Origin of the sequence: Streptomyces sp. NPDC050164 (assembly GCF_044459945.1) — a bacterium.
Classification (GTDB): Bacteria; Actinomycetota; Actinomycetes; order Streptomycetales; family Streptomycetaceae; genus Streptomyces; species Streptomyces coeruleorubidus_A.
In genome coordinates, this window is sequence record NZ_JBITJK010000016.1 from 38,344 (window position 1) to 58,470 (window position 20,127).

Annotated in this window: 18 protein-coding genes, 1 tRNA gene and 1 pseudogene; 5 read left to right on the forward strand and 15 right to left on the reverse strand. The window is 71.0% G+C overall.

Translation table 11 applies throughout. From position 1 onward, the window contains the following. Positions 1–742: tetratricopeptide repeat protein (locus tag ACIBNA_RS21875; protein WP_399166817.1), on the forward strand; the 742-nt coding region annotated here is incomplete at its 5' end. Positions 743–791: 49 nt separating this feature from the next. After that, positions 792–1,872, forward strand: a pseudogene (locus ACIBNA_RS21880) (tyrosine-type recombinase/integrase). A 79-nt stretch (positions 1,873–1,951) separates the two neighbouring features. Here ACIBNA_RS21880 and ACIBNA_RS21885 read toward each other — a convergent pair. Continuing rightward, a tRNA-Gly gene (locus ACIBNA_RS21885) sits at positions 1,952–2,025 on the reverse strand. A 515-nt stretch (positions 2,026–2,540) separates the two neighbouring features. On the opposite strand from ACIBNA_RS21885, the gene dcd reads away from it, so the two are divergent. Together dcd and ACIBNA_RS21895 are read left to right on the forward strand one after the other, a co-directional pair. Continuing rightward, entirely contained in the window at positions 2,541–3,116 is a 576-nt protein-coding gene (gene dcd, locus ACIBNA_RS21890) for a dCTP deaminase (protein WP_399166818.1), read from the forward strand. Between the two features lie 26 nt (positions 3,117–3,142). Continuing rightward, complete coding sequence (locus tag ACIBNA_RS21895; protein WP_399166936.1) at positions 3,143–3,640, forward strand: phosphoribosyltransferase; 498 nt, start codon at positions 3,143–3,145, stop codon at positions 3,638–3,640. A 66-nt stretch (positions 3,641–3,706) separates the two neighbouring features. On the opposite strand, the gene ACIBNA_RS21900 is transcribed toward ACIBNA_RS21895, so the two are convergent. From ACIBNA_RS21900 to ACIBNA_RS21955, 12 genes are all read right to left on the reverse strand, one after another. Further along, positions 3,707–4,723 carry a Yip1 family protein gene (locus tag ACIBNA_RS21900; RefSeq protein ID WP_399166819.1) on the reverse strand — a complete coding sequence of 339 codons (1,017 nt, stop codon included), beginning with the start codon at positions 4,721–4,723 and terminating at the stop codon, positions 3,707–3,709. An 83-nt stretch (positions 4,724–4,806) separates the two neighbouring features. Then, on the reverse strand, positions 4,807–6,249 hold the full coding sequence (locus ACIBNA_RS21905) for a VCBS repeat-containing protein (protein ID WP_399166820.1): 1,443 nt from the start codon (positions 6,247–6,249) through the stop codon (positions 4,807–4,809). 55 nt (positions 6,250–6,304) lie between these two features. Continuing rightward, positions 6,305–7,657, reverse strand: a complete 1,353-nt coding sequence (locus tag ACIBNA_RS21910; protein WP_399166821.1) for an FG-GAP and VCBS repeat-containing protein — start codon at positions 7,655–7,657, stop codon at positions 6,305–6,307. A 17-nt stretch (positions 7,658–7,674) separates the two neighbouring features. Further along, positions 7,675–9,123 (reverse strand): FG-GAP repeat domain-containing protein, encoded by a 1,449-nt coding sequence (locus ACIBNA_RS21915; RefSeq protein ID WP_399166822.1) that lies wholly within the window; start codon positions 9,121–9,123, stop codon positions 7,675–7,677. 23 nt (positions 9,124–9,146) lie between these two features. Continuing rightward, positions 9,147–10,571 carry a hypothetical protein gene (locus ACIBNA_RS21920; RefSeq protein WP_399166823.1) on the reverse strand — a complete coding sequence of 475 codons (1,425 nt, stop codon included), beginning with the start codon at positions 10,569–10,571 and terminating at the stop codon, positions 9,147–9,149. 29 nt (positions 10,572–10,600) lie between these two features. After that, a complete protein-coding gene (locus tag ACIBNA_RS21925; RefSeq protein ID WP_399166824.1) occupies positions 10,601–12,004 on the reverse strand; it encodes an FG-GAP-like repeat-containing protein in 1,404 nt (467 codons plus the stop codon). Between the two features lie 71 nt (positions 12,005–12,075). Further along, positions 12,076–12,234: a hypothetical protein gene (locus ACIBNA_RS21930; protein ID WP_399166825.1), complete on the reverse strand. Its 159-nt coding sequence runs from the start codon at positions 12,232–12,234 to the stop codon at positions 12,076–12,078. A gap of 230 nt (positions 12,235–12,464) precedes the next feature. Beyond that, positions 12,465–13,058, reverse strand: coding sequence for a dihydrofolate reductase family protein (locus tag ACIBNA_RS21935; protein WP_399166826.1), 594 nt, complete (start codon positions 13,056–13,058; stop codon positions 12,465–12,467). Further along, positions 13,055–13,636, reverse strand: a complete 582-nt coding sequence (locus ACIBNA_RS21940; RefSeq protein ID WP_399166827.1) for a dihydrofolate reductase family protein — start codon at positions 13,634–13,636, stop codon at positions 13,055–13,057. Before ACIBNA_RS21940 ends, ACIBNA_RS21935 begins: the two co-directional genes overlap by 4 nt. A 96-nt stretch (positions 13,637–13,732) precedes the next feature. Continuing rightward, positions 13,733–15,067: a glycosyltransferase gene (locus ACIBNA_RS21945; RefSeq protein ID WP_399166828.1), complete on the reverse strand. Its 1,335-nt coding sequence runs from the start codon at positions 15,065–15,067 to the stop codon at positions 13,733–13,735. After that, positions 15,064–15,237, reverse strand: a complete 174-nt coding sequence (locus ACIBNA_RS21950; protein WP_020269611.1) for a hypothetical protein — start codon at positions 15,235–15,237, stop codon at positions 15,064–15,066. The genes ACIBNA_RS21945 and ACIBNA_RS21950 overlap by 4 nt, the downstream gene beginning before the upstream one ends. Before the next feature lie 27 nt (positions 15,238–15,264). Beyond that, positions 15,265–16,530: a nucleotide sugar dehydrogenase gene (locus ACIBNA_RS21955; RefSeq protein WP_399166829.1), complete on the reverse strand. Its 1,266-nt coding sequence runs from the start codon at positions 16,528–16,530 to the stop codon at positions 15,265–15,267. A gap of 601 nt (positions 16,531–17,131) precedes the next feature. On the opposite strand from ACIBNA_RS21955, the gene ACIBNA_RS21960 reads away from it, so the two are divergent. After that, entirely contained in the window at positions 17,132–18,154 is a 1,023-nt protein-coding gene (locus ACIBNA_RS21960) for a type II CAAX prenyl endopeptidase Rce1 family protein (RefSeq protein ID WP_399166830.1), read from the forward strand. Positions 18,155–18,195: 41 nt separating this feature from the next. Here ACIBNA_RS21960 and ACIBNA_RS21965 read toward each other — a convergent pair whose 3' ends face one another. Both ACIBNA_RS21965 and ACIBNA_RS21970 read right to left on the reverse strand, forming a co-directional pair. Continuing rightward, complete coding sequence (locus tag ACIBNA_RS21965; RefSeq protein WP_399166831.1) at positions 18,196–18,858, reverse strand: response regulator; 663 nt, start codon at positions 18,856–18,858, stop codon at positions 18,196–18,198. Beyond that, positions 18,855–19,982, reverse strand: a complete 1,128-nt coding sequence (locus ACIBNA_RS21970) for a sensor histidine kinase (protein WP_399166832.1) — start codon at positions 19,980–19,982, stop codon at positions 18,855–18,857. Before ACIBNA_RS21970 ends, ACIBNA_RS21965 begins: the two co-directional genes overlap by 4 nt. Positions 19,983–20,127: the final 145 nt, after the last annotated feature.

Sequence of the window (20,127 nt, forward strand, 5' to 3'; positions counted from 1 at the left end):
CAGCTATGCCTGGGCCCTCGGTACCCGCGGCGAAACACACCGGCAGGCCGGCCACTACGACCAGGCCATTGCCGACCTCACCGCCGCACTCGAAATCGACCCCAGCTATGCCTGGGCCCTCGGTACCCGCGGCGAAACACACCGGCAGGCCGGCCACTACGACCAGGCCATTGCCGACCTCACCGCCGCACTCGAAATCAAGCCCAGCTATGCCTGGGCCCTCGGCACCCGCGGCGAAACACACCAGCAGGCCGGCCACTACGACCAGGCCATCGCCGACCTCACCGCCGCACTCGAAATTGACCCCACACTCGCCTGGGCACTTAGCATCCGCGGCAGGGCACACCGACAAGCAGGCCATTACGAGCAGGCGCGAGTAGACCTGGAGCGGGCAGTGGAAGTAGATCCCGAAGACCTCTCCTGCAGGTTCGAGAAGCTCATGTTCGACACCGTGGAGGGAGGGCTCGAAGGGTGTGCCGAACGGTGGAGTCAACTGCTCGCGTCCCCCATCAGCCCGCCGGACGGGGCTAGTGCAGAGACTTTGAACCTTTTTCGAGCCCTGCTCGTCGAACCGGAAAACCGTGTGCCGGAAGCAACAGAGGATTTGCTCGCTACACAACCGGGGCCGGGCAACCTCACGGAGATACTGAGCTATTTGGCTGAGCTCTCTGCTGTGGGAAACAGGGTGGCTGGCCGGGCACGGCAGTGCCATAACCTGATCATTGAGCACACGTCAAGTTGAGCCGTCATTGACGGCACCAAAGGTCACGCAAATCGTGGCGCTGGTATTTCTGGAGCTCGCCCACTCACACAAGCCCACCACCCACCCCAGCTCCCATCCCGTCTGCCGTCGACCCACACACCGTGGAGCGGGCGTGGTCCCTGGTGTCCAGGTGGAGCGCGCCACTGTACGAACGACCTGGGCGCCAGGGGCCGCCGAGATCTGGCTCTCCCAGGTGGAGGCGGACCTCAGCCGCGGGGACTGGCGCGCCCCCGACGCCGGAGCCGTCAACTTCCGGGTGTACGCCGAGAAGTGGGTCGAAGAGCGGCAGCTGTCCGTCCGCACCGACGATTTGTACAAGCATCTCCTGCGCCTGTACATCTTCCCGACCTTCGCCCCCCTCGACTCTCAAGGCCATCCTGGAGACGGCGGTCGACGACGACCTGATCAGCCGTAATCCGTGCCGGATCAAGGGCGCGGGCAAGGAGTCGGCCGCCGAACGCCGTATCGCCACTGTCGCCCAGGTCGACGCTCTCGCCGACGCGATCGGCATCCGCTGGCGTCTCATGGTCTACCTGGGCGCGTACGGTCCGATGCGCCCGGAGGAGCTGGCCGGCCTTCGCCGCCGAGACGTCGACCTGGACAACCTCGTCATCCGCGTCCGCGTCGCCGAGCCCGAGCGAACGAACGGCAGACGCGCCCCCGGCGAGACCAAGTCCGACGCGGGCGTCCGCACCGTCGTCCTCCCGGCCTTCCTCCACAAGGAGGTGAAGCGGCACCTCGCTTGGTACGCCGAGAAGGGACCAGATGGCCTGGTCTTCGTCGGCGAGAAGGGCGCCCCCTTCCGGCGTACCTCCTTCGGTCGGAAGTGGCGCCGCGCTCGCACGGTCGCCGGTCTCCCGGACGGCTTCCGCTTCTACGACCTCCGTCACACCGGGCACACCCTGTCGACCCGCTCCGGCGCCACCCTCAAGGACACGATGGTCCGTGCCGGGCAGTCCTCCGAGAAGGCCGCGCTGATCTACCAGCACTCCGACGAGGAGCGGCAGCGGGAGGTGGCTGCCGGGCTCGACGACCTGGTGCGTGCCGAGCGTGCGAAGTGCCACAAGGACGACCCCGCGCACCACAGCGAAGAGGCTGCCGAGAGCTAATGGTGCGGTTGTGGTGCGCGACCGGCCCACCGGTCTAGACAACAAAGAACCCCCGGGTCTCTGACCTGGGGGTTTCACATGGAGCGGGTGACGAGAATCGAACTCGCGCTCTCAGCTTGGGAAGCTGATGTTCTACCATTAAACTACACCCGCGTAAGACGCCGACCGGAGGCGGTGTCCGAACGGTCGCCACTTTACCTCATCTCAGGCTCCCGGTGTTCATGCCCGTGGAGCCTGAGGGCGTTTCAGGGGCAGGACGCGGCTGCGGGTGACCGGAGTTGGGGCGTACGGTGGGGGCGCGGGCGAGGGCCCGGACGGGACCGGAGTGCCGCCTACAGGGCCGTCCCTTTGATCCCGTACTGTGGCTTTTGTCGTCAGGCAAGCAGCAGCCCGACGCGGCTCTTGGGGAAGGGACTCTTGGACTTGATGGAGCGCACCGTCGTCCGTTGTGCGGATGGGCACGTGTTCACCACCGCTTCGTTCCCGATGCAGCAGGCCGAGCGGCTCGGCCCCGGCCGGCTGCTTCGGTGTCCGCGATGTGCGCGGCTGAGGAGCGTGGTGCCCGTGAGCTACGAGAAGCGGTAGCGGCCCGGCAGTAGAAGCACGCAGGCAGGCGCGCGGAGACGTCCGGTTGTGGTCGCTCCGCGCGCCTTGCGTATCCTCGGGGCGTGCTTCTCTCAGACAAGGACATCCGGGCCGAGATCGACGCCGGGCGGGTACGGATCGATCCCTATGACGACGCGATGGTGCAGCCGTCGAGCATCGACGTGCGGCTCGACCGCTACTTCCGGGTGTTCGAGAATCACCGGTACCCGCACATCGACCCCTCGATCGAGCAGGCCGATCTGACCCGGCTCGTCGAGCCGGAGGGGGACGAGCCGTTCATCCTGCATCCCGGGGAGTTCGTGCTCGCCAGTACGTACGAGGTCATCTCGCTGCCCGACGATCTCGCCTCCCGGCTGGAGGGGAAGAGTTCGCTGGGGCGGCTCGGGCTGGTCACGCATTCGACGGCCGGCTTCATCGACCCCGGGTTCAGCGGGCACGTGACCCTCGAGCTGTCCAACCTGGCCACCCTGCCCATCAAGCTGTGGCCGGGGATGAAGATCGGGCAGCTGTGCATGTTCCGGCTCAGCTCGCCCGCCGACTACCCGTACGGGAGCGAGCGGTACGGGTCGCGGTACCAGGGGCAGCGGGGGCCGACCGCCTCCCGGTCCTTCCTCAACTTCCATCGGACCCAGGTGTGAGTGACCCGAGCATGAGCGACACAAGCATGAGTGGCGTGCGGGAGAACCTCTCCTACGAGCAGTTCGGCGTCGCCGTGCGCGAGCTCGCGCAGACCATCGCCGACGACGGGTACGAGCCCGACATAGTGCTCAGCATCGCCCGCGGCGGTGTCTTCGTGGCCGGCGGGCTCGCCTACGCCCTCGACTGCAAGAACATCCATCTCGTGAATGTGGAGTTTTATACGGGTGTGGGCACGACGCTTGCGATGCCCGTCATGCTCGCTCCCGTCCCCAATGTGATCGACTTCTCCGAGAAGAAGGTGCTGATCACCGACGACGTCGCCGACACCGGCAAGACGCTCAAGCTGGTCCGCGACTTCTGCCTCGACACCGTCGCCGAGGTGCGCAGCGCCGTCGTCTACGAGAAGTCACAGTCGCTGGTGAAGTGCGAGTACGTGTGGAAGCGGACCGACGAGTGGATCAACTTCCCGTGGTCCGTGGAGCCGCCCGTGGTGCGGCGGCCCGACCAGGTGCTCGACGCCTGACACCAAGGAACATCAGAAAAGGGGCTCACCCTTCCGGGGAGCCCCTTTCCTGCGCCGTGCCGAGCCTCAGACCGTGCCCAGCTTCACGATCGACAGCAGCGCGATCAGCTGGATCGCCGACGCGCCCAGCGCCTTCGGCCAGGGCAGGTCGTGGGAGCGGCCGACCATGAGGGTCAGCAGCACGCCGCCCGCGATCCAGGTGGCCCAGCCCAGCAGCTGCACGAACGTCGCGTCGCCGCCGGCGAACATCGCGAAGACCAGGCGGGGTGCGTCCGTGATGGACATGATCAGCATGGACAGGCCGACCGTGGGCTGCCAGGCGCCGTCGCCGCCGAGCTGGCGGGCCAGGCTGTGGGTGACCACGCCCAGGATGAACGCGCTGATCACCATCGCGACCGCCGTCGTCAGGACGATGGGGATCGCGTTCGAGAGTGTCGCGTTTATCGCATCCTTGCGGGCGCCGTCGAAGCCGAAGACCGCGAGCAGGCCGTAGAGGAACGTGACGATGAGGGCCGGGCCCCACATCGTGTAGTCCCGCATCTGGAGGAACGTCTGCTTGGGGGCGAGGACGATGCCCCTCAGCAGGGCCTTCCAGTGCAGGCGCGGGCCGACCGGGCCGGGCGGCTGGGCGGCCGAGCCGGCGCGGTAGGTGTCGCCCTGGTTGTAGGGGTCCTCGCCGACCGAGAAGGCCTGGGTGTGGCCCGGGTTGTTCGCCGCGTACGGGTCGTGCGGGCCCTGGGGGCCGGGCGGGTACGCGCCGTCGCCGAAGTACTCCGGCTCGCCCTGGTCGCCGTAGCCACCGCCGGGCCGCCCGGCGTTCGGCTGCGGCCACGTGGGGCCGCCGCCGTTGCCGTGCGGCGGCTGCTGCGGGTACGGCTGAGGCGGCGCCGGCGGGTAGCCGTACGACGGTCCCTGCGGCGTCTGCTGCCCGTACGGAGGGTTTTGCGGTCGCGTCTGAGGAGCGCCGTTGTTCCGGCCGCGTCCGATCCTGAATCCAGCCACGTCTTCGAACGTACCTGGTCCCGCGCGGTGGCGTGCCGGGCCCGGGCTTCCGGGCCCGGCTTTGCGGCCGAGCTGTGACATCCCTTAGGGGGTAAGGGCCTTGGGCGTCCGTGGGCGGTCAGGGTTCCGCCGTACGGGCAGCGCCACGGCCCCTCGCGGCGGCGTCAGCCGAGCATGTCCTGGCCGAGCCTCAGGTAGCCGGTCGTCGACATGCCGAGCGAGCCGGGGCCGAAGCTGATCGCGTTCTTCGTCGTCACGCCCGAGGCCGAGCCGCGCAGGCTGTAGACGGCGCCGGAGGGGTGGTTCTCGCCGTCGGCGCCCACGGACAGGTCCGCCTTGCCGTCGCCGGTGAGGTCGGACAGGCGTACGGAGGCGCCGAAGCGGTCGGCGGACTCGGCGGTGCCGGGGACGCCGGCCGTGTTCTGGGTGAACGACTGGGCGCCGGTGGCGGTCAGGCCGGTGGCCGAGCCGCGCAGGACGGTGACGCTGCCGGCGATCTTCGCGGTGCCGATGGTCTCGTGGAGCGTGCCGACGGCCAGGTCGCCGTAGCCGTCGCCGTTGACGTCGGCGATGGAGAGGGCGTTGCCGAACCAGTCGCCTTCCTCGTCGGCGCCGGGGACTCCGGCGGTGTCCTGGTCGATCGTGGTCTGCGGCTGGGTGCGGACGCCGTTCGCGCTGCCGAGGTAGGCGCTGACGGAGCCGCCGAGGCTCTTGCCGTCGCCGCCGTACGCCGCCGAGACCACGTCGTCGTAGCCGTCGCCGTTCAGGTCGCCGACGGTCGCCAGCTCCCAGCCGCCGCTCCTGAGGAACGTCTGGTACGTGAAGCCGGAGGCGGAGCCGAGGTAGATCATGTTGCCGTCGTCGTACGTCGACGCCTCGCTGCCCGTGACGACCAGGTCGTCGGTGCCGTCGTTGTCGAGGTCGCCGGCGGAGAGGTCCTGGGCGCCGTAGATGCTGCTGCCGGTCTGGAGGCCGGTGGCGAGTTCGTGGCGGGCCGCGGGGCCGGAGGTCTTGGTGAAGCTCTCGTGGATCCAGATGTCGCTGCCGGTGCTGCCGACGGCGAGGTCGGGGCGGCCGTCCCCGTCGAAGTCGCCGACGGTGAGGGACATGCCGTACTCGTCGTGGGCCGACACGGCCGGGTCGGGGACGCCCTTGCCGCCGGACAGGCCGCTCTTGCCGCCCCAGACGACCGTGACGGAGCCGCCGTCGGCGTCGGACCCGACGTCCTCGCCGACGCTGCCGATCACGAGGTCGGCGTACCCGTCGGCGTTGAGGTCGCCGGAGGTGAGGGACTTGCCGAAGCGGTCGCCCTGCTCGGCGGTGCCGGGAATGCCGGCCGTGTCCTGGGTGAGGACGGTGCGGCGGGCGGCACTGATGCCGTTCGCCGAGCCGTAGGTGACGACGACCGCGCCCGCGTCGGTCTTGCCGCCGACGGGGGTGTAGGGCGCGGCGGTGGCCAGGTCGCGGTAGCCGTCGCCGTTGAAGTCGTCGGCGTACTTGGCGGGGGCCGCGGTGGCGGCCGGTACGGCGGTGAAGAGGGCGGCGCCCAGCGCGGCCGTGGCGGTCAGGGCCGCGAGGGCGTGGGGGGTGCGGGTGGGTCGGGGCATGCGTGGTCCTTGCGGTCGAGTCGAGTCGATTCGGGTCGGGGCCGGCCCGGGCCGGTCAGTCGGGAAGCGAGCCGCCGAACTCCGGCAGGACGATCGCGCCCGTCTTCGTCGGCACCGTGCCCGTGCCCCGCATCAGCAGCGCGCCGCTCGCCGCGCCCACGGCCAGGTCGGCCCGGCCGTCGGCGGTCAGGTCGCGCAGGCGGAGGGTGTAGCCGAAGGAGGCGTGGGAGTCGGCCGGGCCCAGCACCGTCTGGGCGATCCACGAGGAGCGGGCGCCGCTGAGGCCGCCGGAGCCGCCGCGGAAGACGTGGACACCGCCCTGGTCCTGAAGGCCCTCGACGTCCTCGTGCGGCACGCCGACCGCGAGGTCCGCGTAGCCGTCGCCGCCCGCGTCGGCCGCCGAGATCGCGTAGCCGAAGTTGTCGTCGGCCTCCGGGCTGCCGGAGACGCCCGAGGTGGCCTGGGTGAACGTGGTCGACGTGCCGGGGCCCGACGCCGTGCCGCGCCAGATCGTGACCGCGCCCTTGCCGTTGTCCTTGTCGGGCAGGCCGAGGGCGATGTCGCCGTAGCCGTTCTTGTCGAAGTCGCCGACGACCGGGCTCGGGTAGAGGCCCTGCTGCCGGTCGCTGAGGGTCCTGGACGCGCCCGAGGCGAGGCCGGAGGACGTGCCCTTGAGGAACCAGGCGCGCTCGCGGATGTCGCTGCCGGTGATCTCCGTGCCGATCACCACCAGGTCCGTCCTGCCGTCACCGTCGACCTTTCCGGCCCCGAGAGCGGAGGAGTACCAGCCGCCGGACCCCTTGTCGATCTTGCTGACCTTCCCGGTCGTGCCCGATTTGGTGAACGGGCCGCGGTACAGCCACGCCTCCTCACCGCCGATCACCGCCAGGTCGGGCGAGCCGTCGCCGGTGAAGTCGCCGGTCGCCAGGTCACGGCCGAAGTGGCCGCCCGCGCCGCCGGCGGGCGTGAGGTTCGTGCCGCCGGACAGGCCGGACTTCGAGCCCCAGAGGACCGTGACGGTGCCGCGGTAGTCGGCGCTGCCCACGTGCTCGGTGGGGTTGCCGACGACGAGGTCCGCGTAGCCGTCCTTGTTGAGGTCGGCGCTCGCGAGGGACGCGCCGAACTGGTCGTCCCCCTCCCCGGACCCGGGGACGCCGGCACTGTCCTGGTGGAGGTACTTGGGGTGGGCGGTGTCGAGGCCGGTGGCGGTGTTGTACACGACGGTGACGGTGCCGCCCTGGCGGTCGACGTCGTTGTAGCCGCCGTAGGCGAGGTCGCGGCGGCCGTCGCCGTTGAAGTCGTCGTAGTGCCTGGCCACCGCCGCGGAGGCGGGACCGGTGAGGAACACGGGGGTGACGCCGGTCGCCAGCAGGGCGGCGACCAGGGCGATCGTGGTGGATCTGCGCATGGGGCTCTCCTGGTTCGTCAGCCGATGAGGCCGGTGCCGAAGGCACCGTAGGAGCGGGTCTGGCCGAGGCTGCCCGGGCCGAAGGAGCGGGCGCCGTCGGTGACGGGGCCGGTGGCCGAGCCGCGCAGCGTCGTGATGGCGCCGATGCCCTCGTCCTCGAAGCCGGCGGTGACGGTGAACTCGGCGCGGCCGTCCTTGGTGACGTCGGCCAGCAGGACGTCCGAGCCGAAGTAGTCCATGGCCTCGGCGGTGCCCGGGACACCGGCGGTGGCCTGGGTCAGGGTGCGGCCGCCGGTGCGCGAGACACCCGAGGCCGAGCCGTTCATCAGGACCGTGGAACCGGCGTCCTCGAGGGTGCCGACGTCCTCGAAGACGACGCCGATGGCCAGGTCGCCGTAGCCGTCGCCGTTGGCGTCGCCGATGGAGACCGAGCCGCCGAAGCCGTCGTCCGCCTCGTCGGCGCCGGGGACGCCGGTGGAGGCCTGGGTCAGCTCGGCCATGGGGGCGTCGCCGTTGACCGGGCCACCCTCGGAGCCGCGGATGACGACCACCCGGCCGCCGAGGGAGCCGCTGTGGTCGTCGTCCTTCGTGAAGACGTTGCCGATGGCTATCTCGTCGTAGCCGTCGCCGTCGATGTCACCGAGGGCTAGGGAGGTGCCGCCGTTCAGGGGGCGGGGGAGCGAGGTGTCCGGGCCGGTGGGGGAGCCGAGGTAGGCGACGCCCTTGGACCAGCTGCCCGACTCGGCCGAGTCGAGGCGGACGCGGTAGGTGAGGACCAGGTCCGACCGGCCGTCGCCGTTGGTGTCGCCCGCCTTCATGGCGTCGACGCTGTACGCCGTCTCGGGCGTGTTGACGCGCTTCGCGGCGCCGGTGGTGCCGGTCGTGGTGAAGCCGCCGCGGATGACGTAGACGTGGGAGGAGCCGGTGCCGACGGCCAGGTCCGCCTTGCCGTCGCCGTCGAAGTCACCCGCGGTCAGCAGCCGGCCCCAGTGGTCGTGCCCGGAGACCGCCGGGTCCTTGACCGTGGTGCCGTTCTTCAGGCCGGCCGCCGAGCCCCACAGCACGGTGACGGAGCCGCCGTCGGTGTCGGTGCCGACGTCCTCGCCGGAGGAGCCGACCGCGAGGTCGGTGTAGCCGTCGCCGTTGAGGTCGGCGATGGCGAGCGCGTCACCGAAGGTGTCCTCGGCCTCGGCGGCACCGGGCACACCGGCGGTGTTCTGGCTGACCACGGTCCGCCTGGCCGGGTCGAGGCCGGTGGCGCCGCCGTAGACCACGGCGACATAGCCGGCCATGCCGTGGCCGTCGACCTTGGCGTACGGGGCGGCGAAGGCGACGTCGCCGTGGCCGTCGCCGTTGAAGTCGGCCCTCGGGCCGGTGGCGGTGGCGGCGGTGGCCGCCGTCGTGGGCAGGGCGGTGAGCAGGCCGGTGGTGAGGGCCGTGGCCAGGAGGAGGGTGCGCTTGCGCATGCGTCGATTCCCAGGTGTCGTGATCAGGAGTTGAGTGCGGTGCCGTAGCCCGGCGTGCCGGCCGTGGAGACGCCGGTCGTGCCCGGGCCGAAGCTGACGGAGCCGGTGGCCGTCGGGCCGGTGGTGGTGGAGCGCAGGGACCAGACCGCGCCGTCGCCGGCGTTCTCGCCCGGCGCGGAGACGGACAGGTCGGCGCGGTGGTCGCCGGTGTGGTCGGTGAGGGTCACGCGGGCGCCGAAACGGTCGCCCTTCTCCGAACTCCCGGGCACACCGGCGGTGTTCTGGGTGTACGACCTCGCACCCTTGGTGGTCAGGCCGGACGCCGAGCCGAAGAGCACGGTGACGGCACCGGCGGCGGAGTTCTCGCCCGCGACGCCGATCGCCAGGTCGGCGAACCCGTCGCCGTTGACGTCGCCGAGCGAGACGCCGCTGCCGAAGCGGTCGCCCTTCTCGGAGGCGCCGGGCACACCGGCGGTGTCCTGGGTGAGGACGAGCGGGGCGCGGCTCGTGTCCCGGCCGTCGGGTCCGCCGTAGACGACCGTGACCTGGCCGCCGAGTGCGCCCGCCGGGTCGGCGGAGGTCTCGCGGTCGTTGCCGATGGCGATGTCGTCGTGACCGTCGCCGTCGATGTCGCCGACGGCGGAGACGTAGCCGGCGGGCAGGTCCTGCTGCCAGTCGACGTAGTTGCCGATCTTCATGTCGGCCAGGCCGGTGGCCGCGTGGGCGGTGTTCGCGGCGCGGCCGTGCAGGACCACCCAGGGGTGGCCGTCGCCGGTGATGTCGCCGGAGGAGAGGTGGGTGGTGCCGTGCGAGGTGGACCACCGGTCGTTGCGCGAGCCGGAACCGCCGTTGTGCGCGCCGGTCTTGGTGATCGGCCCGTTCACGAGGGACAGGGTGACCGGGCCGGTGGAGCCGACCGCGACGTCCGCGTCCCCGTCGGCGTCGAAGTCGCCCGCGGCGAGCGCCTGGCCGTAGCGGTCGTAGTCGGTGCTGAAGAAGCTGAACAGCGTACGGGCGCCGGACAGGCCGGACGCCGAGCCCCAGACGATGGTGACCGTGCCGTCGTTGGTGTCGCTGCCGTCCTCGCCGGGGGTGCCGATCAGGAGGTCGGCGTAGCCGTCGGTGTTCAGGTCCGCGGAGGCGAGGGCCGAGCCGAAGGCGTCGTCGGCCTCGGCGGCGCCGGGCATACCGGCCGTGTTCTGGGTGAGCAGCGTGCGCGTCGAGCTCTTCGGTCCGGTGGAGCTGCCGTAGACGACGGCCACGGCGCCCGCCCTCGCCTGCCCGGCGACCGTGGCGCCGGGTGCGCCGATGGCCAGGTCGGCGCGGCCGTCGCCGTTGAAGTCGTACGGGGCGGCGGCCGTGGCGGCGTGCGCGGCGGGTGCGGACAGGGTCAGGGCGAGCGGGGTGAGGGCCGCCGCGAGGACGGCGGCGGTGACACGGGTGCGCATGAGGGCTCCGGGAGTGAGCTGTCGGGGTGTCACTGGGCGATCACCGAGCCGAAGCCGTTGCCGGCCTTCAGGGAGACGCCGGCGGCGGTCAGGCCCTTGGCGCCGGTGGTGGTCAGGCCCGTGGAGGTGCCGCGCAGGGTCCAGACGCCGCCGGAGCCGTTCTCGCCGTCGACGCCGACGGCCAGGTCCGCCTTGCCGTCCTTGGTGATGTCGGTCAGGTCGACGGCGGAGCCGAAGCGGTCCCAGGCCTCGGCGGTGCCGGGGACGCCGGTGGTGTTCTGGGTGTAGGACTTGGCGCCGCTGGTCTTCAGGCCGGAAGCGGAGCCGAACAGGACGGTCACGGAACCCGCCTCCTTCACGGTGCCGAGGTCCTCGCCGGGAGCGGCGACCGCGACGTCGGCGTAGCCGTCGCCGTTGATGTCGCCGGTGCTGACGGCCGAGCCGAAGGCGTCGTCGGTCTCGCCCGCGCCGGGCACGCCGGTGGTGTCCTGGTGCACGACGGTCGGTGTCTGCGCCGGGGCGGGGCCGTTCGGGCCGCCGTACCAGACGGTGATCTGGCCGCCCTTGTGGCCGCCGGGCTTGTACGCGTAGGGGTCCGTGGAGTCACCGAGGACGAGGTCGCCGTAGCCGTCGCCGTTGATGTCGCCGACCGAGCCGGGGAAGCCGTCGGCGTTCGGCAGCTCGGCGAACTTGTAGCCCGTGCCGGTCCAGCGGTAGTACCAGATCTGGCCGCCGGAGTCGCCGTCCACGGCGTGCGGGTAGACGCGCTCGGCCGCGCCGTCGCCGGTCATGTCGCCCGCTATCACCTCAAACGTGGTGCCGAGCTCGCCGACGCGGTAGTGGCTCAGCGGACCGCCGGTGCGGGTGAACGGGCCCAGGTAGAGACGGGTGTGGCTCTGGCCCGTCAGCGTCACGTCCGTGTCGCCGTCACCGTCGAAGTCGCCGGTCGCGATGCCGTGGGAGAAGCCGCCCCACTCGCTGAGCGTGGACGGCTGCGGCAGGCCCTTGCCGCCGGACAGGCCGGACGTGCCGCCCCACAGGACGGTGCCGGAGCCGACGCCGTCCCGGTCGCCGATGCTCTCGCCGGGGGAGCCCACGACGAGGTCGGAGTAGCCGTCGCGGTCCAGGTCGGCGGCGGCGAGGGCGGAGCCGAACAGGTCGGTCGACTCGGCGGTGCCCGGGACGCCGGGGGAGTTCTGGGTGATGATCGCCTTACGGGTGGCCGAGACGCCGGACGACGAGCCGTAGAGCACGACGACGGCGCCGGCGCAGGAGGCCGAGCCGACGTCGGAGCAGGGGGCGCCGACCGCGACGTCCCGGTACCCGTCGCCGTTGAAGTCCCCGGCGAGGCCCGAGGGCGCGGCGGCGGCCGGGGTGATGGTGAGCAGGCCGGTGGTGAGCGTGGCGGCCAGGAGAAGGGTGCGCTTGCGCAAGGTGGGGCTCCGGAGGGGAAGTGGCGGGCCGGGCGTGAGGGCCGGGTCCCGGGTACGGAGAGCGGGGCGGCTCAGGCGGCGGGGCAGGCCGGTGGGGCGGAGTCCCGGGGTGTCGCCGTGCCGGTCGCGGGCACGGACAGGCCGCCCGCCGGCGTGGCCGGGCCGGTGGCCGTCGTGAGGGCGGGGCGCGGGTGCGGACGTCCGTGGGGGCGTCGCCGGTGCTGATGCATGCGGGGATCTCCTGCGGCATGCGGGATGCCTGGCGGGCATCCACAGTCGATGAGGCGCCGGGGCCGTCCGTGTTCGCCGGGAGGTGTCCGGGCGTTCACGGGTGGTCGGCGATCAGGAGACCTGTGTGAGGACGTAAGGGTTGTACGTGAGTTCGGTTAATTCTTGAGGTTCGGTTAATTTCTTGCGGCGGCTGGAGGGGAGCCCGAAGGGGAGTCGCGGAGGCAGTGGATCAGCCGGCCGGCACGGGCCGGTACCGCACGTCGACCGCGGCCTTACGGTCGTCCCCGACGAGCAGCTCCAGCCGTACGGGCGCGCCCCCGGGGTTGTCGAACAGCCGGATACCGTCGCCGAGCAGCACGGGCACGATGTGCAGGTCGATCTCGTCGATCAGCCCGCGCTCCAGGAGCTGCCGGCCGATGGTCGGCGAGAAGACCTCGACGTTCTTCCCGCCGGCGGCCTCCCGCGCGATCCGGAGCGCCTCGCCGACGTCGCAGCTCAGGAAGGTCACGCCCGGGGTGGGGTGCGCGTCCTCCGGGTGGTGCGTGAGCACGAACACGGGCCCCTGCCAGGCGCCGCCGTAGATCCCGGTGGGGTCGGGATGGGCGTCCCAGCCGGCCCGGCCGCCCAGCACGGCGCCCGTCGTCTCGGCGTACTCCTCGGTGAGGCCGGGGCGGAAGGTCGCGTCGGTCATCCAGTCCATCGTGTGGTTCGGCCCGGCGACGAATCCGTCCAGGGACATCGAGAAGTGCCAGAGCACCTTGCCGGCGGCGGTCTGCGGATCCATGTCGTCCATGTCGGTCGACCTCTCCTCGTACGTGGTCACGGCTGCTTGCGGACCCGGTAGCGCAGGTGCAGCACCCGCTCGCCCTGGATCACGGTGTGCGGATCCTCCAGCAGGTACTGGGCGTCGACCGACCCGAAGTACCGCTTGCCCGAGCCGAACACCACGGGCACGACGTCCATCGCCACCTCGTCGACCAGCCCCAGCGTGAACGCCTGCCCGCCGACGTCGCCCGCCGCCACACCCACGTCACGGCCTTCCCGGGTCAGCTCCTTGGCCTTGGCGACGGCCTCCTCCACACCGTCGACGAAGTGGAACGGCGCGTCCGGGTGCCACCCCTCGGGCCGGGGCCGGTGCGACACGACCACCAGGTGCTCACCGGCCGGCGGAACACCGCCCCACCCGTCGGTCATGTCGAACACATGCCGCCCGACGACCAGCGTCCCGATCTTCGCCATGGTCGGCTGCACGTAGTCGGCGGAGGCCTTGGACACCTTTGCGTACTGGTTGATGAGGACGTCACCGTTGCCGTACCAGTCGAAGAGCGGCCCCACCTGATCGTCCGCGTCGGCGATGAAGCCGTCCACGGACACGACGTTGTGCATCACGACGGTGGTCATCGCGGCTCCTGTCGGTTCGGGGGGCCGGGAGCGGCCCTTGTGCATCCATAGACCGGACGCAGGCCGGAAACTCATCGCACGGGTCGCGCGCGACGGTCAGGCGTTCAGCAGGTCCTTGGAACCGGCACGATGACGACCACCCTTCGGCAGCGCCGTCTTCGCCGTCAGGCCTCGCGACTGCCAGGCGTTGTCACGGAGCTTGAACAGGGCCCAGTAGCGGGTCGGGCACAGCAGCACGATGTTCATGAACACGGCCGCCGGGGTGCCGACGAGCCAGGAGCGCCAGCGCTGGCGTGCGGTCATGTCCGGCCGCATGAGCACGTACAGCCCCGACTGGCCGTACCGCACCACCAGGTACACGGCGAGGTACACCAGGGCGATGCCGGGGTTGTGGTACCGCCCGCCCAGGGTCATGAGCGTCATGACGACGATCCAGGCCAGCATCACCGGGGTGATGACGAGCTGGAGCAGGCCGAACGTCGGCGAGATGAGCTGCTTCAGCGACAGCCGCGCGTACACGAACGGCAGCATCCACCACCACGACCGGGCCCAGCGCAGCCGCTGCCGGTAGGTCTTCTTCAGCGTCGTCGGCATGTCGGTGACGACGCCGGCCTCGTTGACGGCCACGACCTCACCGCGCATGAGCGCCCGCAGCGCCAGCCAGCGGTCGTCTCCCGTGCCGCACTCCACCTCGTAGGCGTCCAGGTGGTCGTAGAGCAGCTCGGCCCGGTAGAGCGCCAGCGCGCCCGAGGTCGTCTCCAGGGCTCCGAGCATGGAGCGCGAGGAGCGCATCATCACGCACGAGGTGCCGATGTCGATGTCCGCGGCCCGGGAAACCCACGTCTCCTCGAAGTTGCGGATGTAGATCATGCCGGTGGTGGCCTGGATCCGCGGGTTGCTCATGGCCCGCAGCTGCTGTTCGAGCGCGTCCGGGAAGGGCTCGCCGTCGGAGTCGATGGTGAGCACGTAGTCGAAGTGCTTGTGCTGCTCCTGGAGGTGCCGGAGCACGGTGACCTGGGCCCCGCGCTTGCCCTTGTTCTCCTGCCGGTGCCAGAAGACCCGGGGGTGGTCGAAGGGTTCCACGGGATGCTGCTGAGAGCCGTCGTCGATCACGTGGATCTCGTCGACCGGATGCGTCTGGGCCAGCAGTGACCGCACCGTGCGGTGCAGGTTCTCCGAGGGCTCCTCGAAGGCCGGGATGATCGCCACCGTCCGGCCCGGAGCGACGGGGAGGTGGGTGAAGGAGCGGCCCTTCAGGAACGAGACCAGGCAGAGGACGATCACCGTCATGCCCAGCCACCAGTAGAACGTCAGGATCGGGCTCTTCGACTGGAGGTGCACCACCACGGTGGCAGCGGCCAGAGCCGCCACCACCACGGTCGTCACCACGGTGAACCTCAGGTGTGAGGCGCGGCCCGGGAAGGCGCTCAAGCGGTCACTCGCTTGCCGCGGGTCGCCGTGCGGAACACCGCGACGCCACCGATCACGAGGAGCATGGCTCCCAGCACGATCCACCCGAGCGCGGTTCCGCCGGTGGCGGCCAGGGCGGCTCCGCCGGTGGCGGTCCCGATCGCGGCGCCCACACCGTTCTGTCCGTACATGTTGTCCCTCTTTCCATCCGGGGCTCTTCAGAGCCGTTCGATGTGCGGTGCGGCGGCCATGACGCCGCGGGTGTCGAGTACGTAGGCGGCCTCGGCGGCGAGACGTACGAGGTCGAACTCGCCGTGCGGGGTGAGCAGGACGACGGCGTCGAAGTCGGCGACGGTCGCTGATGCGGTCGTCGTCTGGAAGGGAATCTCCCGGCAACCGCCGTCCGCCACCGGCAGATAGGGGTCTACGACGGTGACGTCCGCCCCCATCGCCCGCAGCCGGTCGGTGACTTCGACGGCCGGCGACTGGCGGGCGTCCGAGGTGCCCGGCTTGTAGGCGGCGCCGAGGGCGAGGATGCGCGCCCCGTGCACGCTCCGCCGGAAGCGCCGGCTGAGGGCGTCCTGAAGCCGGCGCACCACATAGTCCGGCTGGCTCTCGTTGATGTCCTGGGCCAGCTCGATGAGCCGGAAGGTCTGTCCGTGCCGTGCCTTGACGTGATGGCTGAGGTAGACCGGGTCGATGGGCAGGCAGTGCCCGCCGACGCCGGGGCCGGGCAGGAACCTGGTGAACCCGAACGGCTTGGTCGCCGCCAGCTCCAGGGTGTGCCACACGTCCACGCCCAGCGTGTGGGCCATCCGCGAAAGCTCGTTGACCAGGGCGATGTTGACGTGCCGGTAGGTGTTCTCGAACACCTTGGCCAGCTCCGCCTCTTCGAGCCCCGAGGCGGGCACGGTGACGTCGGTGACCGTGTCGTAGAAGCCCTTCACGCGCCGCAGACAGTCGTCCGTCAGCCCGGCGACGATCTTCGGGGTGTTCTCCAGCCGCCAGTCGGCGTTGCCCGGGTCGATGCGCTCGGGGCTGAACCCGACGTGGAAGTCCCGGCCGGCGACGAGCCCGGAGCCCTCCTCCAGCAACGGTATGAGCACGTCACGGGTCGTGCCGGGATGGGTGGTCGACTCGAGCACGACGGTGGCACCCGGCTCGATCCACTCCGCGAGCACGCGGCCGGCGTCCCGTACGCAGCTCAGGTCGGGCGCGCGGTCGGTCAGCGGAGTGGGCACGGTGATGACCGCGACGTCGAAGCCCTTGAGGTCCTGCGGGTCGGCGGTGGCGTTGTACGCACCTGAACCCAGCACCGCCCGGAGCCGGTCGTCGCCGATGTCCTCGACATACGACGCCCCCGCGGCCAGCGCCTCGCAACGCGTCCGGTCGGGCTCGTAGCCGGTCACGGTATGACCGACCTCGGCGGCCCTCACGGCCAGGGGCAGGCCGACATAGCCCTGCCCCAGCACACATATGTGCATGGTGGATTCCTCACCCCTGAAGTACGGCCGCCTGTTCCTGAGGCAGGCGGCCGTGGCGTGGTACTGCGTGAGAAGCGGTGTGGGAACGGCACCATCACCGCATCACCGGTCTGCCAGGGCCCCCTGCCCGAGCGTGCGCAAAGCGCAACCAGCGATCTTCACAAACCCCCCTTATTTGTGGACCTTCATGGTTCAACAAGGATTCGCTGAACGGAACCCTCTTTACTCATTCGATATCTGTGAAGTGTTGCGGGGCTGATGGGCGTTGCGGGGTGAGGGTTGGCCAAGTGGCCCCTGGACCTCGTGAGTGATCTTCACATTTCACGGGTTGGCGAGCCTGCGTTTGCAGTCTCCGGCGAATGCACTCGCGAACAACGCGCGCCTTTTGTGCGCCCCCTGTACCACCCCCGCGACTCGTCACCGGTTACCCGTGGTTATCCCAGGCGGCAGGGAGGGTGTCCCGCATCGGTGACCCACCGCCGGGGCGGCCGGGCTGTGCGACGTCGTAACGCTCATGCCACTTCTCCCAGTTCATGGGCGCGGCCATACGGGGGCTGCAAATCAGCGGCGATGACGGCCCCCGCCTGGGAAGCTGCTGATCATGACCATCCCCTTACCACCGCACCCCACCGGCCTCCCTTACCACCGCATGGGTCACTGCACCGGCCGTCACCGCTGGTGGCGGCCAGTGCTCGGCACTCTGCTGGCTCTTGGTGTGTACGTCGTGCTCAGCCTCTTGCTGTTCGCCCTCTCCTACGGTTTCGGGGCAGCGGCCGGGCTCCGTGAACTGCCGGACGGGGGCTACGACTTCGGCCTACTCGTCAACACGGCCCTGGACCTCACCTTCATCGCGGTCGCCTTGCCCGTGATCCTGCTGGCCGTATGGTGGCCAGGGCGGCGACCGCCCGGCACCCTGTCGTCGGTCGACGGACGGCTGCGGTGGCGCTGGCTGGCCCGGTGTCTGCTTGCCGCCGTGCTCCCCGTGGCTGTGCTGGCGGTCTCCGCCGTCCTCCTGCCCGACAGCGGAAGCGACTCGGGGGAGTCCGTCGTATGGGTGGGCTGGCGATCGTTCCTCACCTCGCTGGTCGTGCTGGCCGTCTTCGTTCCGGTGCAGGCCGCGGCCGAGGAGTACGTCTTCCGGGGCTGGCTGACGCAGGCGGTCGGCGCTTTCGTCCGTTCTCCGTGGTTCGCGGTGATCCCGCAGGCCGTGCTGTTCGCCGCCGCCCACGGCTGGGGCACCAGGTGGGGCTTCATGGGCCTGCTGGTCTTCGGTCTGGTCTGCGGTTGGCTGACCATCCGTACCGGCGGCCTGGAGGCTGCCGTCGCCCTGCACGTCCTGAACAACCTGCTGGCCTTCGGCGTCGCCGCCGCGATCGTCGACGGGCTGAAGTCCGACGAGACCGCTGCCGACTCATCCTGGCAAGTCGGCCTCGTGGACGTGGCAACGACCCTGATCTACGCCGCGATCGTGCTGTGGCTCGCCCGACGCCACCACCCCCAGCGCCTCTCACCGCCGGTGGCCGGGCCCGCCTCATCGCCCGCGCCGCACCTGCACCCGCAGGGCGCTACGACGCTCCAGGTCCCGCCCGGCCGTGGAGATGTCCCGCCTTCACCATGGCCGTAGCCTCGATGGGACGTCCGGCCGCCGAGTAGACGACACGGATGTCAGGAGCTGCGCGGCGTCACCAGGCCGGACTCGTAGGCGAACACGACGAGTTGGGCGCGGTCGCGGGCGTGGAGTTTGGTCATGGCCCGGTTGATGTGGGTCTTGGCGGTCAGCGGGCTGATCACCATGCGGTCGGCGATCTGGTCGTTGGACAGGCCCTGCGCGACCAGGGCGACGGCCTCGCGCTCGCGGCCGGTCAGTTCGTCCAGCCCGGTGCCGGCGGCGGAGGGGAGTGGCTGGGTGACGTACCGGTCGATCAGCTTGCGGGTGATGGACGGGGCGAGCAGCGCGTCCCCACGTGCGGCGACGCGCACGGCGTGCACGAAGTCGTCCGGCACGATGTCCTTGACGAGGAATCCGGCGGCGCCGGCGCGCAGCGCGTCGAGGACGTACTCGTCCATGCCGTAGTTGGTGAGGACGACGACGTGCACCTGGGCCAGGGCCGGGTCCGCGGCGATGCGCCGGGTGGCCTCGATGCCGTCGACGACCGGCATCTGGATGTCGATCAGCACGACGTCGGGCAGGTGCTGCTTGGCGAGCGCCAGGCCCTCCGCGCCGTCGGCGGCCTCGGCCACCACCTCGATGTCGTCCTCGAGGTCGAGAAGTGCACGGAATCCGCTGCGAATGAGCGGCTGGTCGTCGACGAGCAGGACACGGATCATGAGGTGTGGTCCACGGGGAGTTCGGCCCGGACGGTGAAGCCGTGCTCGGTGCGCGGCTGAGCGCGCAGCAGGCCGCCGAGGGCGGTGACGCGTTCCCGCATGCCGAGCAGCCCCAGGCCGGGCGTCGGCACGGTGTCCGGCGTGGCCTTGCCGTCGTCGTCGACCTGGACGACGAGTGAGTCGGTCAGGTAGTCGATGCGGACCGAGGCGGTCGCGGCGCAGGCGTGCCGGGCGATGTTGGTCAGCGACTCCTGAACGATCCGGTAGGCGGTCCGGCCCACCGCGGCCGGCAGGTCGGGCCGCTGTCCCTCGATCGTCAGCGTCGCGTCGAGGCCGGCCCTGCTCGCCTGTTCCACCAGCTCCGGGATGTGGTCGAGCCCGCGGGGCGGGGAGGTGTCGTCATCGCGCAGCGCCTCCAGGGTGGCGCGCAGTTCCCGGGTCGCCTCACGTCCGGCCTCCTGGATCGCCAGCAGGGGCTCGGGTACCTGTTCACCCCGCCTGCGGGCCACGTGGACGGCGACTTCCGCCTGCACCTTGATGATCGAGATCTGGTGGGTGAGCGAGTCGTGCAGTTCCCGGGCGATGCGCAGCCGTTCCTCATCGGCGCGGCGCCGCGCGGTCTCCTCCCGGGTGCGTTCGGCTTCGTCCGCCCGCCGCTCGGCCTGGCGCAGTGCCTCGCCCGCGGCGAACGCGGCGATCAGCCATGCGATCTCAAGGACGTGCCGGGCCTGCGCCAACGCCTCGCCCGCAGGCCCGTCGTGGAAGACCAGCGCGGTGAGGAGAAGAACAACCAGCATGGTCACGGACGCCGCCACCGTGAGGGCGCGGTGCCCGGCCCGCACCGCGCCGTAGACCGCAACCAGGTACGAGACGGCGAGCACGTCGAAACCGGCCGCCTCGTAACCCACCGCGCACAGCCCGGTGACGACCAGGACGGCCAGCGGAGCGCGGCGACGCGCGGCCAGCGCGAGACCGCCGGCCGCCAGCAGCGCGTAGCCGAGCACGTCGGGGTCCGCGTCCGGGTGCTCCTCGGACAGCCCGGTGCCCAGCAGCAGGGCCGCCACGCCGAGGGCGATCGCCCAGTCCCTGACCGCGGCCGGGACGCCGAACCGACCTGTATCCATGCGCGCACCTTAGCCAGACGCCGCCGCGGACGAGTCCAACTCGCGGACGAGCGGCCGGCTACCGCGCCTGCGGTATCCGCGCGGCTCCTGCCGCATCCGCAGCAGGAGCCTGCGGCATCGACGGCAGCACGAAGTGTCTGCGCCT